This is a genomic window from Micromonospora sp. NPDC050417, from assembly GCF_044458865.1.
In the GTDB taxonomy this organism is placed as follows: domain Bacteria; phylum Actinomycetota; class Actinomycetes; order Mycobacteriales; family Micromonosporaceae; genus Micromonospora_G.
Genome location: NZ_JBITIH010000025.1, coordinates 96,929 through 111,374, shown reverse-complemented (window position 1 = coordinate 111,374; position 14,446 = coordinate 96,929). Strand labels below are relative to the sequence as shown.

At 69.5% G+C, this 14,446-nt stretch carries 6 protein-coding genes; 2 read left to right on the top strand and 4 right to left on the bottom strand.

Annotated elements, in window-relative coordinates; all coding sequences use genetic code 11:
* From ACIBF5_RS27545 to ACIBF5_RS27530, 4 genes are all read right to left on the bottom strand, one after another.
* The coding region (locus ACIBF5_RS27545) for an amino acid adenylation domain-containing protein (protein ID WP_396815787.1) at positions 1-9,725 on the bottom strand (9,725 nt) is incomplete at its 3' end.
* 411 nt (positions 9,726-10,136) lie between these two features.
* Complete coding sequence (locus ACIBF5_RS27540; RefSeq protein WP_396815786.1) at positions 10,137-10,439, bottom strand: sigma factor-like helix-turn-helix DNA-binding protein; 303 nt, start codon at positions 10,437-10,439, stop codon at positions 10,137-10,139.
* 370 nt (positions 10,440-10,809) lie between these two features.
* The gene (locus ACIBF5_RS27535; RefSeq protein ID WP_396815785.1) at positions 10,810-11,769 is read right to left on the bottom strand and encodes an oxidoreductase; all 960 of its coding nucleotides are present in this window, start codon (positions 11,767-11,769) and stop codon (positions 10,810-10,812) included.
* 424 nt (positions 11,770-12,193) lie between these two features.
* Complete coding sequence (locus tag ACIBF5_RS27530) at positions 12,194-12,847, bottom strand: DUF4241 domain-containing protein (RefSeq protein ID WP_396815784.1); 654 nt, start codon at positions 12,845-12,847, stop codon at positions 12,194-12,196.
* 620 nt (positions 12,848-13,467) lie between these two features.
* Here ACIBF5_RS27530 and ACIBF5_RS27525 point away from each other — a divergent pair.
* Positions 13,468-13,686 (top strand): hypothetical protein, encoded by a 219-nt coding sequence (locus ACIBF5_RS27525; protein WP_396815783.1) that lies wholly within the window; start codon positions 13,468-13,470, stop codon positions 13,684-13,686.
* Between the two features lie 19 nt (positions 13,687-13,705).
* Positions 13,706-14,401 (top strand): alpha/beta hydrolase, encoded by a 696-nt coding sequence (locus tag ACIBF5_RS27520; protein WP_396815782.1) that lies wholly within the window; start codon positions 13,706-13,708, stop codon positions 14,399-14,401.
* Positions 14,402-14,446: the final 45 nt, after the last annotated feature.

Sequence of the window (14,446 nt, the reverse complement as noted above, 5' to 3'; positions counted from 1 at the left end):
AGTTCACGCTGCCAGAGCGCGTAGTCCGCATACTGCACCGGCAACGGCTCCCAACCAGGGGAAACCCCCTCCAACCGAGCCCGGTACGCGATCGACATGTCACGCGCCAGCGGCGCCCACGACCAGCCGTCACCGGCGATGTGGTGCAGAACGAGGACCAGCAGGTCGTCGAAGATCCAGGCACGCAAAGGCACCTCACGCGCCAGGTCGAAGGTGTATCCGACTGCGGAGCGCGGGTCCCCCTCGCTCGACAGGCGCACCAGGCCCGGATCCGGTGGGAGGATCACCTGGTGCGGCTCTTTACCCGTGGCGGCGAAGACCGTACGGAGCACCTCGTGCCGGGCCATCACGTCGGCCAGTGCCGAGGCGAGCACAGCCCGGTCGACGGTGCCGGTGAGGCGCAACACGACCGGGATGTTGTACGTGGCGCCGGGTCCCTCCAGTTGGTTCAGGAACCAGAGGCGTCGCTGGGCGTACGAGAGGGGCAGCACCTCGGGGCGGGTCCGTGCGGTGAGGGCGGCACGAGAGGGTGCCGCCCCGGTCAGCCGAGCGGCGAGCGCTGCCACGGTCGGCGCGTCGAAGACAGCGCGTACGGTCAGTTCGACGTTCATGGTGGCGCGCACGCGGCTGACCAGCCGGGTGGCGAGCAGTGAATGCCCACCCAGGTCAAAGAAGTTGTCGTCGACACCGACCTCGTCGACGCCGAGCACCACGGCGAACGCCTGGCACAGCAACTCTTCGTCGGCCGTGAGCGGCCCACGACGCGCCACGACCGTCACGTAGTCCGGCGCCGGCAACGCCTTGCGGTCGAGCTTGCCGTTGACGGTCGTCGGCAAGGCGTCCAGCGGCACGAACGCCGACGGCACCATGTACGCGGGCAGGGCCTGGCCGAGCGTGCTCCGCAGCGTGAGGGTGTCCATCGCGCCCTCGGGCACCAGGTAGGCGACGATTCGCTGGTCGCCCGGAACGTCCTCGCGGACGACGACGGCCGCCTGGCGTACACCCGGCGCCGCCCTCAGGGCGGCCTCGATCTCGCCCGGCTCGATGCGGAACCCACGCACCTTCACCTGGTCGTCGGCGCGGCCCTGGTAGATCAGGTCACCCTGCGGCGACCAGCGGACGACGTCGCCCGTTCGGTACATCCGCTCACCGGCCGGGCCGAACGGGTCCGCGACGAACCGTTGCGCTGTCAGGCCGGCGCGGTCCAGGTAGCCCCGGGCCAGTTGCACGCCGGCCAGGTACAGCTCCCCGGCGACGCCGGAAGGAACCGGGCGCAGCCGGGAGTCCAGGACGTACGCGCGGGTGTTCCACACCGGGCGGCCGATCGGCACCTCCGCCGGCTCGGCGCCCGGGTCGGCGGTCCACGCCGTGACGTCGATCGACGCCTCGGTCGGCCCGTACAGGTTGTGCAACATCGCGGGCAGCAGCTTGCGGAAGCGTGCGTGCAGGTCAGCCGGCAGGGCCTCGCCGCTACAGATGACCGCCCGGAGACCGTCGCACCCGGCGGCGGCCGGTTCCTCAAGGAAGGTTCGCAGCATCGACGGCACGAAGTGCGTGATGGTCACGCCTTCCCGCCGGATCAGATCGGCCAGGTACGCGGGGTCCTGATGACCCCCGGGCCGGGCCACGACCAGGGTGGCGCCGTGCAGTAGCGGCCAGAAGAACTCCCAGACGGAGACGTCGAACCCGAACGGGGTCTTCTGCAGCACCCGGTCGGCGGGGGTCAGCCGGTACGCGTGCTGCATCCAGGCCAGCCGGTTGACCAGGCCACGGTGGTCCACGAGGACGCCCTTGGGGTGGCCGGTGGATCCGGAGGTGTAGATCGCGTACGCCGGGTGTCGCGGGTGCAACGGCTTCCGACGGTCGGCATCGGTGAGGTCGGCCGTGGGCGCGGACATTTCGGCGCCGACCATGTCGGCGGTGACCACGAAGACCGGGCGGGCGTCCGCGACGAGGTAACTGACGCGCGCGGCGGGCAGGGACGGGTCGATCGGCAGGTAGGCGGCGCCCGTCTTGATCACTGCCAGCAGGGCGACGACCAGGTCCACGGAGCGCTCCAGCAACACACCGACAAGCTTTTCCGGGCCGGCGCCCTGCGCGATCAGGTGCCGGGCGAGCTGGTTCGCGCGGGCGTTCAGTTCCGCGTACGTGAGATCGACGCCCTCGTCACGCACCGCGATCGCATCCGGGGTGGCCGCCACCTGGGCCTCGACGAGATCGGGCAGGACGGCCGGCGGCACCTCGGCGGCGGTCTCGTTCCACTCCGCCAACACCCTGCGCCGCTCGTCCGCGCCGAGCACGTCCACGTCGCCGAGGTCGCCGGCCTCCGCCTCCAGAGCGGTGACGATCTCGCCCATGGTGGCGTCCACCATCGCGCAGACCGCGCTCGGGTCGATGGAGGCGGCGGTCTGGGCGCTCAGCACGAAGTCGGTGCCGGTGTCGTCAACCGACAGGGTCAGCGGATAGTTGGTCGCACCGCCGTGGTGCAGGATCTCGACGCCGTCGAGCAGGATGTCTCCGGTCCGCCCGGGATCAGGGCTGTGCCGGTAGTTCAGGATCGTGCTGAACAGCGGGTTCTGCGGCGGGAGCCCGCTCGCCTGCTGCGCCACGGACAACGGTGCGTGCTCGTGCCGAAGGAGGTCGGCGAGCTGGTCGCGCATCGCGGTCACCGCCTGCGCCACGGTGACCACACGGATCCGCGCGCGTACGGGAAGGGTGTTGATGAAGAGCCCGGGGATGCGGTCGGCACCCGCGCCGGCCAGCATCCGACCGAACAGCACCGTCCCGAACACCACGTCGTCACGGCCGGCGAGGACGGCGACCACCCGTGCCCAGACCACGTGGAAGACGGTCGCGGGGCTGACCCCACGGGCGCGTGCCTGGTCGCGCAGCCGCTCGGCGAGCCGCCCGTCCAGCCGGTGGGACGCCTGCCGGACGTCGCTGCCGTCGCCCCGGGCTTCCAGGAGACCGTACGGGGCGGTCGGCTCGGTCACGTCGGCGAGCAGCGCGGCGAAGTGCCGATGGTGCTCCTCCCGCGACATCCGCAGGCGGGCCTGGGCGACAAATCCGCGGAAAGGCAGCGGCGGGGGCAGGCGGTCGGCACTGCCGTCCAGGACAGCGCGCACCTCTCCCAGCACCACGTCCAGGCCCGTCCGGTCCTGGACCAGGTGGTGGATCCGGAGCAGCGCGAGGAGCCGTCCCGAAGCGGGATCGGCGGCCACGGTGACGCGGAACAGCGGCGCGACGCCGAGGTCCATGGTCGTGCCGGCCGACGACGGCAGCCGGTCCACCTCCTCCACCGGGATCCGCGCTTCGCGGAGTACCACCTGGACGGGCTCGCGCAGCCCCTCCCAGACGATCGCCGTCCGGAAGATGTCGTGCCGGTCGACGACCTTCTGAAGGGCGGACAGGAACCCGTCGAGGCGCCCACGGGTGTCGAAGGAGAGGACGACCGGCATCACGTACGCGTCCGGGCCGCCGGCACTCATCAGGTGGTGGAAGAAGATGCCTTCCTGTAGCGGGGCCAGCGGATAGACGTCGGCGACGTTCGCCGCCCCGCCCGGCACCCGTGCCACGATCAGGGCGATCTCGTCCTCGCCGAGGTCCACCAGCGGCAGCATGTCCGGGGTGATCCGCTGCGCACCGGCCGGAATCAGGTTGGGCGGTACGTCCACCTCGTCGTGAGCCACCACGGCGGCAAGCCCCGCCACGGTCGGCGTGGCGAACAGCGCTCGTACGTCGACCGGCAGCCCGCGCACCCGGAGCCGTTCGATGAGCCGGACCGCCAACAGCGAGTGCCCGCCGAGTTCGAAGAAATTGTCGTCGACACCGACCCGGTCAAGGCCGAGAACGTCGGCGAACGCCTGGCAGAGCACCTCCTCGCGCGCGGTGGTCGGCGGGCGGTGGGCGGCTGCTGCCGTGTACCCGGGCGTGGGCAGGGCGGCGCGGTCGAGTTTGCCGTTCACCGTCAGCGGCAGTTCGTCGAGCACCACGACGGCGGCCGGCACCATGTAGTCCGGCAGTCCCAGCGCGGCCTGTGCCCGTACGGAGGCACCGTCCACGACCGCCCCGGAGGCCGGCACCACGTAGGCGACCAGCCGCCTGTCGCCGGGGAGATCCTCACGGACCACGACCGCCACCCGACCGACCGACGGATGTGCCGCGATCGTGGCCTCGACTTCGCCCGGCTCGATCCGGTAGCCCCGGATCTTCACCTGGTCGTCCGTACGTCCCAGGAACTCGATGCGGCCCTCGGCGTCCCACCGGGCGAGATCGCCGGTGCGGTACATCCGTTCGCCGGGCGCGCCGAACGGGCAGGCCACGAACCGTTGCGCGGTCAGGGCGGGCCGTCCCAGGTAGCCGCGGGCCAGCCCGGCGCCGGCCACGTAGAGCTCGCCGGGGACATGCGGCGGCACCGGCCGCAGCGACGCGTCGAGCAGATAGACCCGACTGCCGGAGATCGGGCCACCGATCGACGTCAGGCTCTCCGCCCGTACGGTGTGCGCCGTCGAGATCACCGTGTTCTCGGTCGGCCCGTACGCGTTGACCAGGCGCACTCCGGGCACCTCGTCGAGTACGCGTCGGCAGTGTTCGGCCGAGAGCGCGTCCCCGCCCGCGAGCAGCGTGCGCACACCGCGCAGCGCGGTGATGTCGGTGTCCACGACCTCATGGAACAGCCCGGCGATCAGCAGCAGGGTCGTCACGTCGTACGCGGCGACGAGGTCGCGCAGCGCGGCACCGGAGAGCACCCGCTGCGGGGGGACGGCGAGCGCGGCTCCGTTGAGCAGTGCCGCCCAGACCTCGAACGCGGCGGCGTCGAACGAGGTCGAGGAGAGCTGGCCGATCACGTCGTCTGGGCCGACGTCGAGATAGTTGGTGTCGCGGACCAGCCGGCCGATCGCCCGCTGCGGTACGAGCACTCCCTTGGGTCGCCCGGTGGAGCCCGACGTGTAGATGACGTACGCGGGATGGTCGGGCAGCAGTGGACGGGTCCGGTCGACGCTGGTCAGGTTGGTCGGGGCGAGGGCCCCGCAGGCCGCGGCCGTCGCCGGATCGTCGACGATGACGACGTGCGCCACGGCCGGTGCGCCGATCACCTCGGCCAGCGATCGGGAGGTCAGGAGCACGGTGGGCCGGGCGTCGCCGAGCATGTAGGCGATGCGGTCCGCCGGGTAGTCGGGGTCGATCGGCAGGTAGGCGCCGCCGGCCTTGAGCACCGCGAGCAACGCGACGATCTGCTCGGGTGACCGGGGCAGCGCGATCGCCACCAGTGACTCCGGGCCGACCCCGAGCGGGACCAGCAGCCGGGCCAGCCGGTTCGCCTGCGCGTTCAGGTCGGCGTAGGAGAGCCGGCCTCCAGGGAACAGGACCGCCGCCGCGTCCGGGGCGGTCGCCGCCAGGGCCTCGAACCGCTCGGGAACGGTCGTCTCCGGCAGGGTCTGTGTGGTGTCGTTCCACCGGTGGAGGATGTGGTCGAGATCGGCGGCGGTGAGGGTGTCGACGTGCGCGAACGGCCGATCTGCGGCGTCCGCGTCGAGCACGGCGACCAGGCTTTCCGTGGCGATGCCGAGCATGGCACCGAGTGCTTCCGGGGATGCCGGGGCGGTGGCCTGGACGGTGATCGAGAAGTCCGCGCCCAGGTCGTCGACGGTTACCGTGATCGGGTAGTTGCTGCGCTCGCGGACGTACAGCAGGGTGACGCCGTCGAGATTGGCCGCCGCGGTGCCGGGAACGCTGTGCCGGTAGTTGAGCAGGGTGGTGAAGAGCGGGGTCCCGGCGGGGACGCCGCTGGCGCGTTGGGCGACCGCGAGCGGGGCATGTTCATGGGCCTGCAGATCAGCCAACCGCCCCTGTACGCCCGAGAGCACCTGCGCGACCGAGGCGGCGTGGGTGTCGACCCGCAGCGGCAATGTGTTGATGAACAGTCCGGGGACGTCCCCGCCGCCGCTCATGCGGCCGAACAGGACCGTGCCGAACACCACGTCGGCACGACCGGAGATCGCCGACAGGACTCGCGCCCACACGACGTGGAACAACGTGGCCGGGCTGATGCGCTGCCGGCGGGCGACCTTCCGCAGCCGGGCCGCCAGTGCTGGCGACAGCGGGACCGTTGCCTCGGTGACGCCGCTGCCGTCGCCCTGGATGTCCGTCAGGCCGTACGGTGCGGTCGGCTCCGCCACGTCGCCGAGAAGCGTGGTGAAGTACGCCTCGTGCTCCGCACGGGAGACGTTGAGCAGTGCCCGGCCGACGAAATCGCGGAACGGCACCGGCACCGGCAGTTCGCCGCCGCGCCCGGCGACGATGGCGCGGACCTCGTTCAGGAGTACGTCGAGGGCCGTGTGGTCCTGGACGATGTGGTGGATCCGGATCAGGGCCCGGTTGTCGGCGACGCGTACCCGGATCAGCGGGGCCTCGCTGATGTCGATGTCGACGTCGCGGTCGGACACCTCGATCCGCGCGGTGCGCTGGACCACCTGGACCGGCCCGCGCAGGCCCTCCCAGACGACCGACGTACGCAGGATCTCGTGCCGGTCCACCACCTTCTGCAAGGCGCCGAGAAAGTCGACGAGCCTGTCCTGCGAGTCGAAACCCAGCTCCACCGGCAGCACGTAGACGTCGTCCGAGCCGTTCCTACGGCTCATGAGGTGGTGGAAGAAGATCCCCTCCTGCAACGGTGCCAGCGGATAGATGTCGACGATGTTCGCGGCCCCGCCCGCGACCCGGGAGGCGATCCGGTCGATCTCCTCCTGGGTCAACTCGGCCAGCGGGAACGCGTCGGGGGTCGGCGCCGTGAACTCCCGTCGGGGCGGCACCACGATCTCCGCCCGGACCGGGCCGACCGCCAGCCCGGACGGGGTCGGCGTACGGAAGATCTCGCGGACGTCGACCGAAAGACCCTGCTCGTGCAGGCGTTGGACCAGCGCCACCGCCAGCAGGGAATGCCCGCCCAGCGCGAAGAAGTCGTCATCCACGCCGACCCGCGCAACGCCGAGCACGTCAGCGAACGCCCGGCAGACCAGAGCCTCCCTCGCCGTGACGGGGGCCCGGTAGACATCACCCGACACGAACTCGGGCGCGGGCAATGCCTTCCGGTCCACCTTGCCGTTGACGGTGAGCGGCAACGCGTCGAGGACGACGACCGCCGCCGGGATCATGAACTCCGGCAGTCGCGCCCGCAACGCCTCGACATCCGCGGAACCGACCACGTAGGCGACGATCCGCCCGTCGCGCGCCACCACCGTCGCCTGCGCCACTTCGGGAAGCGCCAACAGGGCCGATTCGATCTCGCCCGGCTCGACCCGGTAACCGCGCACCTTCACCTGGTCATCGGTACGGCCGACGAACTCCAGATTTCCGTCGCCACGCCATTTCACCAGGTCGCCGGTGCGATACAGCCGCTCCCCCGGTCCGCCGAAGGGGTCGGCCACGAAGCGTTCGGCCGTGAGCGCGGGCCGGTTCAGGTAGCCGCGAGCGAGCTGCGCGCCGGCGACGTACAGCTCGCCGGCAATCCCCGCCGGGACCGGCCGCAGTCCCGCATCCAGGACGTAGAGGCGGGTGTTCCACACCGGCCGGCCGATCGGAACCGGGCCCTCGTCGTCGGCGAGCGGGTAGTCGGCGCACGCGACGGTCGTCTCGGTCGGGCCGTAACTGTTGATCACGTCGACCTTGTGCCGCCACCCACCCAGTTGCTCGGTGTGGAGGGCCTCACCCCCGACCATCAGCAGCTCGGACGGGCGGTCGGTCAGCATCGGCAGGTGCCCCGGCGTGACCTTCACGAACGACAGGTCGCCGGCCGATTCCACGTCACCGACGATGACGTGGCCACCGGATACCAACGCGCCGAAGACGGTGGTCACGCTCGTGTCGAACGCGGCCGACGCATGGAACAGAACACGCCCGGTGAGGCCCGGATAGACCTCTTTCGAACGCGCCACGTAATTGGCCATTCCCCGGTGTGTGACGACCACGCCCTTGGGTCGGCCGGTCGAGCCCGAGGTGTATATGACGTACGCCGGATGATCCGGTGACACTGTTCTTCCGAAATTGGATTCCGACCCTTTCGCCTCGGCGAGGATCTCGGCCGTGAGCACCACGGACACAGCGGCGTCCGCCACCATGAATTCGATTCGGTCAGCGGGGTTGCCGAGGTCGAGTGGCAGGTAGGCGCCACCGGCCTTCAGCACCGCGAGAAACGCGACGATCAGGTCTGCGGAGCGTGGCAGTGCGACCGCCACCAGTGATTCCGGGCCGACACCGCGATCGACGAGCAGTCGCGCGAGCTGATTCGCCTTGGCGTTCACCTCCCGATAGGAGAGCGCGTCGACGGCCGGCGCGTCCGGGGTGGCTGCCACCTGGGCCTCGAACAGGTCCACCACGGTCGCGGCGGGGAGGTCGTGAGCGGTGTCGTTCCAGGTGTGCAGGATCAGCGCGCGCTCCGCGTCGTCGAGCAACTCGAAGTGCTCGATGCGGTCCCCGGACGCGGCGTGACCGAGCCAGTCCAACGCGGCCAGGAAGTTCGCGGCCTGGCGGCCGATCGCGTCCTCGTCGTACAGGTCGGGATTCGCGTCGGCGACGACGCTCATCCCGCCGGAGGTCGACCGGTCGTAGACGGAGACCGAGAAGTCGTTGAAGTGCAGTCCGGCAATGTTGTACGCGGTGCTGCCGGCGCCGCCGAAGGTCAGGTCGTAGTCGAACGACATGACGTTGACCAGCAGCGAGTAGAGGTTGCCCCGACCGATCAGCCGCAGGTCGCGCAGCATGTCCTCGGTCCGGTAACGCTGGTGCCGCAACGCGCCCCGCATCGCCTGCGAGGTCTGTTTCACCAGCTCAGCAGCGGTGGTACCGGGGCGTACGGTCAAGCGGATGGGCAGCACGTTGGCGGTCATGCCGGGAACGGCCCGGAGCAGGCTGCCGACGCGGCCGATGACCGGCAGGCCGATGACGACGTCCCTCGTGCCCGTCACGCGCTGTAGGCAGAGCGCCCCGGCCGCCACGGCCAGGACGGTGACGCTGGTGCCGTACCGCCGGGCCGAGGACCGGCGCAGCCGCGCGGCGTCCGGCGCCAGGTCCCGCGTACGGCGGATGAGCTGGTAGGGCGTCGCGCCGGGTCGCCGGCCGCTGAGGCTCACCGGCGCGGGGAGGTCGGCGAGCACCTCGGCCCAGTACGCACGGTCAGTCTCGAAGTCCACCGAGGCGCGGTACGCGGCGTCGGCGTCCATCAGGACGGTCACCGACTGCGGCGCCGGTGTCGCCCGTTCCTCGCCAGTGGCCAGCGCGGTGTAGGTCTCGGCGACGCGAGCGGCCAGCAGAGAGCCACCGAAGCCGTCGCCGATGATGTGGTGGGTGCGCTGGTACCAGAAGTGACGACCGTCAGCGACCTTGAGCAACGCGAACGTGAACAGCTCGCCGCCGTGCGGTGGAACCGGTCGGGCCGCGTCTGCCCGCATCCACGCGATCGCGGCCTCGCCCGCGTCGTCGGCGCCACTCATATCGATGACACAGAATTCCCAGTCGTCCGAATCATCGAAGCGGACAACTGGGAGTCCGGTGGCGTCCTCGTCGAAGCGCAGGTGGAGCGCGTCGAACTCGGAAACAACCTTCCGAACAGCCGTTTCGAACAGCGCGGCGTCGATGACACCACGAATGTCGACGTACTCGGCGATGTTGAAGACCGGGTTGTCCGGCTGGAGCCGCTGAGCGTGCCAAATGCCAAGCTGACCCGCCATGGGCTGCCTGTAGTTGTCGCCTAACCCGGGCATTCGTGCGTCCCCTGAATCGTCGATGTACGCGAAGCGCGCCGGGGATCCTCCCATCGCGGGGGCCTGCCATCGAGGACGGCAGGTGAAGAAACCATAAGGAATCAGCAAACACCCGGAAGGTTCATCGAGGGCGACGCGTTCCGGTTCGCCCAGGTCCAAGGTGGACAATGTGGGCGCTGCCCCGACCTCCGGACCGTGTTGATCACTTTGGTGGCGCGGTACGACACCTCCCTTGAACTGGGAGTACCCCCTGATCCAGGCCCATGGCGCGAACCGCATCCCACGGTCGAGGAGGCGTTCGCAGAGCGCGAGGCGTCGCGACCCACCCGCTGACATCGGCGGAACGCCGGGGCGACGTCCTCGGCCACGGCGGCGACGTCAGATCCGTACGAAATCCTCGCCCAACAACGCCCGCAGCCTATTCAGCGCACGGGCGTTCTGTGTCTTGACCACCGACACGGACACGTTGAGGGTGCTGGCCACGGCTTCGACGCTCTGATCCTCCCGATGGCGGAGCACCACGATGGCCTGGTCGCGGATGGGCAGGGTGGCCAGGGCCCGCAGCAGGGCAACGTGCAGTTCCACGGTGTCGTCGGGCCGACGGTTCGGCGCCTCGGGTAGCTCGGCGAGCACAAGCTTGGAGTCGCTACGCCGGCTTTTCTGATCGAAGACGGCGTTCATCAAGACGCGACGGCTGTACGCCTCAGTCCGCACCCGTCGCCGTTCGACTCCGCGTCCGACAGCCCGGACGACTCCCCCCGCCCGGTTCGCGAGCGCGGAGGTGCCGACGGTGGCGACTCGGGTGACCCGGGTGACCCGGCCGACTGACCCGCGAAGTCCTACTCCACCCCAGGGCCCGCGGCCCGACCAGCCTGGTCGGGCCGCGGTGCCGTTCGCCGCCGGTGGTGGCGTGGAAGACGGCGAAGATCCGCGCTCACATCCGTACGCGAACCAAACCCACGACGAGCGGGATCGATGTCATGACTGCTCGCGCAGTTGGCCAGGTCAGCCCGTGGGGCGCGCGGCCCAGGCATCCGCGCTGTCGTCCGACTCACGCCGTGCGGGGCCGTTGGGTGGGGGTGCCGGACCATCGGACGCCGGTGATTTCCTCCGAGCGCTCCCAGAGCCGGCGTCCGAGGACCCGGTCCTGTGAGCCGGACGACAGCGTCGCGAGGTGCGGATACCCTGACCGCCCGCCCTTGCCGTCCGGGCCGATGTAGGCCCCGGCCGCCAGCTCGGCTTCGGTGGCCGCGAAGAGCTGGGGAAGCGCACCCATCTCTATACCTTGCGCGAAGAGGCGGCCGGAGACGCGCATGGCGACGCCCATCAATCCGGTTCCCTTCTGCTGCATGGGGGTGTTGCTGTAGCCGGGGTGGGCAAGGATGCTCTTGATCGGCCTCGGCGCCGTCTGCTCGCGGCGGGCGAGTTCCACTCCGAAGACGGCGTTCGCGAGCTTCGAGGCCGAGTAGGCGGCGAGCGGTGTGTATTTCCGCCGTCGCCACGCAAGGTCGTCCAGATCGAGTTCGCCCTTCTCGTGCATGAACGACGTGACGGTGACGACCCTCGGCGCGGGCGACCGACGCAACGCCGGCTCCAGCAACGCCGTCAGCGCGAAGTGGCCGAGATGGTTGGCCATCAGGTGGAGTTCCGCGCCTTGCGGCGTGACGGAGTGCGCCGCGGCCGATATTCCCGCGTTGTTGATCAGAACGTCGACGGCTGCCTCCTGCCCGATCTGCTCAGCGGCCCGACGGACCGAGTCCAGGTTCAGGAGGTCCACCTGGCGTACCTCGACCTGCGCGCCGGGATACGTCTGGCGCAGCGACGACGCGATCGTCTCGCCCCGGGCAACGTCGCGCACTGCGAGCAGCACCCGCCCGCCGTGCGCGACCAACTCTCGTGCGGTGACCAGACCGAGGCCGCTGGTCGCCCCGGTGACCACGAAGGTGCGCCCCTGCTGGCTGGTCATCCTGTCGGCGGTCCATCCGGGCGCGGCAGACGTACTGCGGTTCATCTGGGACCTCTCATGGAAAATCGTCACCCTCGTCCTCTTCGTGACATCGACCGGCGTGAGCCAGCCGGCCACGAACTGGCAAAACCGTAAACCTTGCCATTAATGTCAAGGTCAAGCAGAGACGGCCCGTCGTCCCGGATCGCGACCGGACAGGGCAGGTCGGGGCGTCAGTGAAGATCGGAGACTTGGCGGCGAGGACGGGAGTTGCACCCGCGCCTGGGAGGAGGCCGGGGTCACGACGTGACAGCCCCGGACCGAACGCGGCCCAGAGCCGACCGCAGGACACCGAGTCCTGAACACCGACGAACGCGGCCGGGCCGCAGTGTGGCAAATCCGTGATGGATCCGTAGACGAACGGCCGGCGACGTCCCTGGCGTGGCTCGGTGAGTAGCCACCACCGACAAGACCGTCGGCAGACGCGGCTTCATCCGACCGCTGACGCCTCGGCTGGGATGACCAGGAAGTCAGTGACGTAGCTGGTCAACTGCCCGTCGGCGGCATAACCAATGAAGGTTGGATAGATGCCGTCACCCCAGCCGGAGCTGACGGTGATCACGTTCGCTCCGGTGATCTCGTCCGTAACGGCATCGGCGGCGGCGGGAGCGGGAGACACCTGTGCCGGGATGAAGACCTCGTCCAATTGGTCGAACTCCCAACGGGCCAGCGCACGCACAGCCGCCAGGTCTGCCAGCGTGCCAACGCCCGCATCAACGGGATAGCCGAGGAAGCCCTCCGCCCCCAGCCCGGCGGGCTCCTGTCCGTCGGTCAACGCCAACTCCCAGTGCACCGTCGGCTTATCGGCGACAACGAGCTGGAGAGCAGTGGTGCGATGCTGCCGTTCGCTGTTGCCCCGGTGGACTCCGGCCACCCATGCGCGCAAGCCATACCTGCCCGGCGCAACGGTGACTGTGAACGGCGCTGCTGCGTCCGCGCCGGCCAACGGATCACATCCGACAACCTGTCCGGTCGGCAATGTCACCACGCCAATCGGATGAGCTTCGACGATGTACTCGACTTTGTCTCGGACAATCCGAGCACCGTCGACCAACACCGCTGTGAGATCAGGGAAATACGGCATGAAATCCTCCGACGACTGTGCGAACCCACCGGCGCTTATCGGGCCATCCCATCCACGACTCTCGCTGGACGACACCCATCTGAGACGCACTGGTTTCGACAAGACACCCGTCAGGAGAAACGCGCGGGCGCTAGGGTAACCCGGGAGCACGGCGCACTGTTGAACACGATGCGCGATCTCGCCGAGCGGCACCGCGACGACAACGTACGCCTGATTGTCTGGTTCGACAGTCAGGGGGCTGGCGGCCATGCCCCCACCCGTCACCTCGACCAAACCGGGTCAGGAGCCTCCCGGCCCGCGTCCTGGCTGACAAGGTGTACACGTCCCGAGTCAACCGGCGCTGTTCGAGCGACGGGTCGGGCCCCACGACGAGTTCGTCGGACACGGCCGGGAACTCGTCAGCGGTCGGAGCGCGGCGCACCTGGTCGGCGCCGTTGACGTCCCCGGGTACGCCGGCGACAGGGCATTGACGTAGAGCCTGGGCTGCGCTCGCGGCGCGGATCAGGAACCACGGCAAGTCGTAGGTGATGCAGTCACATGACTGACGCGGCAGGGGGCTGCGGCGCGTCAGACTCGGTGTGACGAGTGAACGCGTCGTCCATCACCGAGAAGGCGTCTCGGTGACGCCCACTGTGCGGGCGATCAACGACAAGGCTAATCCGCAGTACCTGTTTGACATCGAACCGGTGGACAGCCGCAGGACCAAGACCGAGGTGCGGTCGGATGAGATCGCCAACTCCGCACCCGGCATTGCGGCACAACTCAGCCGATCGGTCCACACCAATTCGATCGCCTGGATCCCGTGGACGCGGTTCACGAGTCAACCGACCGTCACGTGATGCACATCTGGAGGATTCGTTGTCCCTACCGTCACTCGTCCTCGTCCCGGGTGCCTGGCACAAGCCCGAGCACCTGGCACTTCTGACCGACGAACTGCGGGATGTCGACGTTCACACCGTCGCCCTGGCCAGCAGCGGAAATGACCCGGCGAAACTGGGTGACATGCACCAGGATGCGTCGCTCATCCGGAACGCTGTCGCCGCAATCGACGGCCCTGTCGTCGTCGTGGCCCACTCGTACGGTGGCATCCCCACGAGCCAGGGCCTCGCGGGCGTCGACAACGTACAGCGGGTCGTCTATCTCGCCGCATTCCAGATCGAGGTCGGCGAATCACTGCTGTCCAGTGCGGGCGGGTCGCCGGCGCCGTGGTGGAAGATCCACCACGACACCGGTATCGGCGAGTATGTCGAGGCGATGAACCCAGTGGACGTGTTCTACGGTGACGTCGACACCGACATCGCACGGCAGGCCGTGGCGCAACTGGGCTACCAGTCCTACAGCTCGAAGACCCAGGAACAGACCCAGGCCGCGTGGCTCACCATCCCCAGCACGTACGTCATCTGCGAGGCCGACAACGCCCTTCCGCCCTTCGCGCAGGAGCATTTCGCCGACCGGGCCGGCCGGGTCACGCGGATGGCGACGTCTCATTCCCCGTTCCTGTCCCAGCCGACGGCGCTCGCCCGGCTCATCAGGGACGAACTCGCCTCCGCGTAGGCGCGCCTCGTGTGGGGCGTGTGCCAAGTGGCCACGCCCCACAGG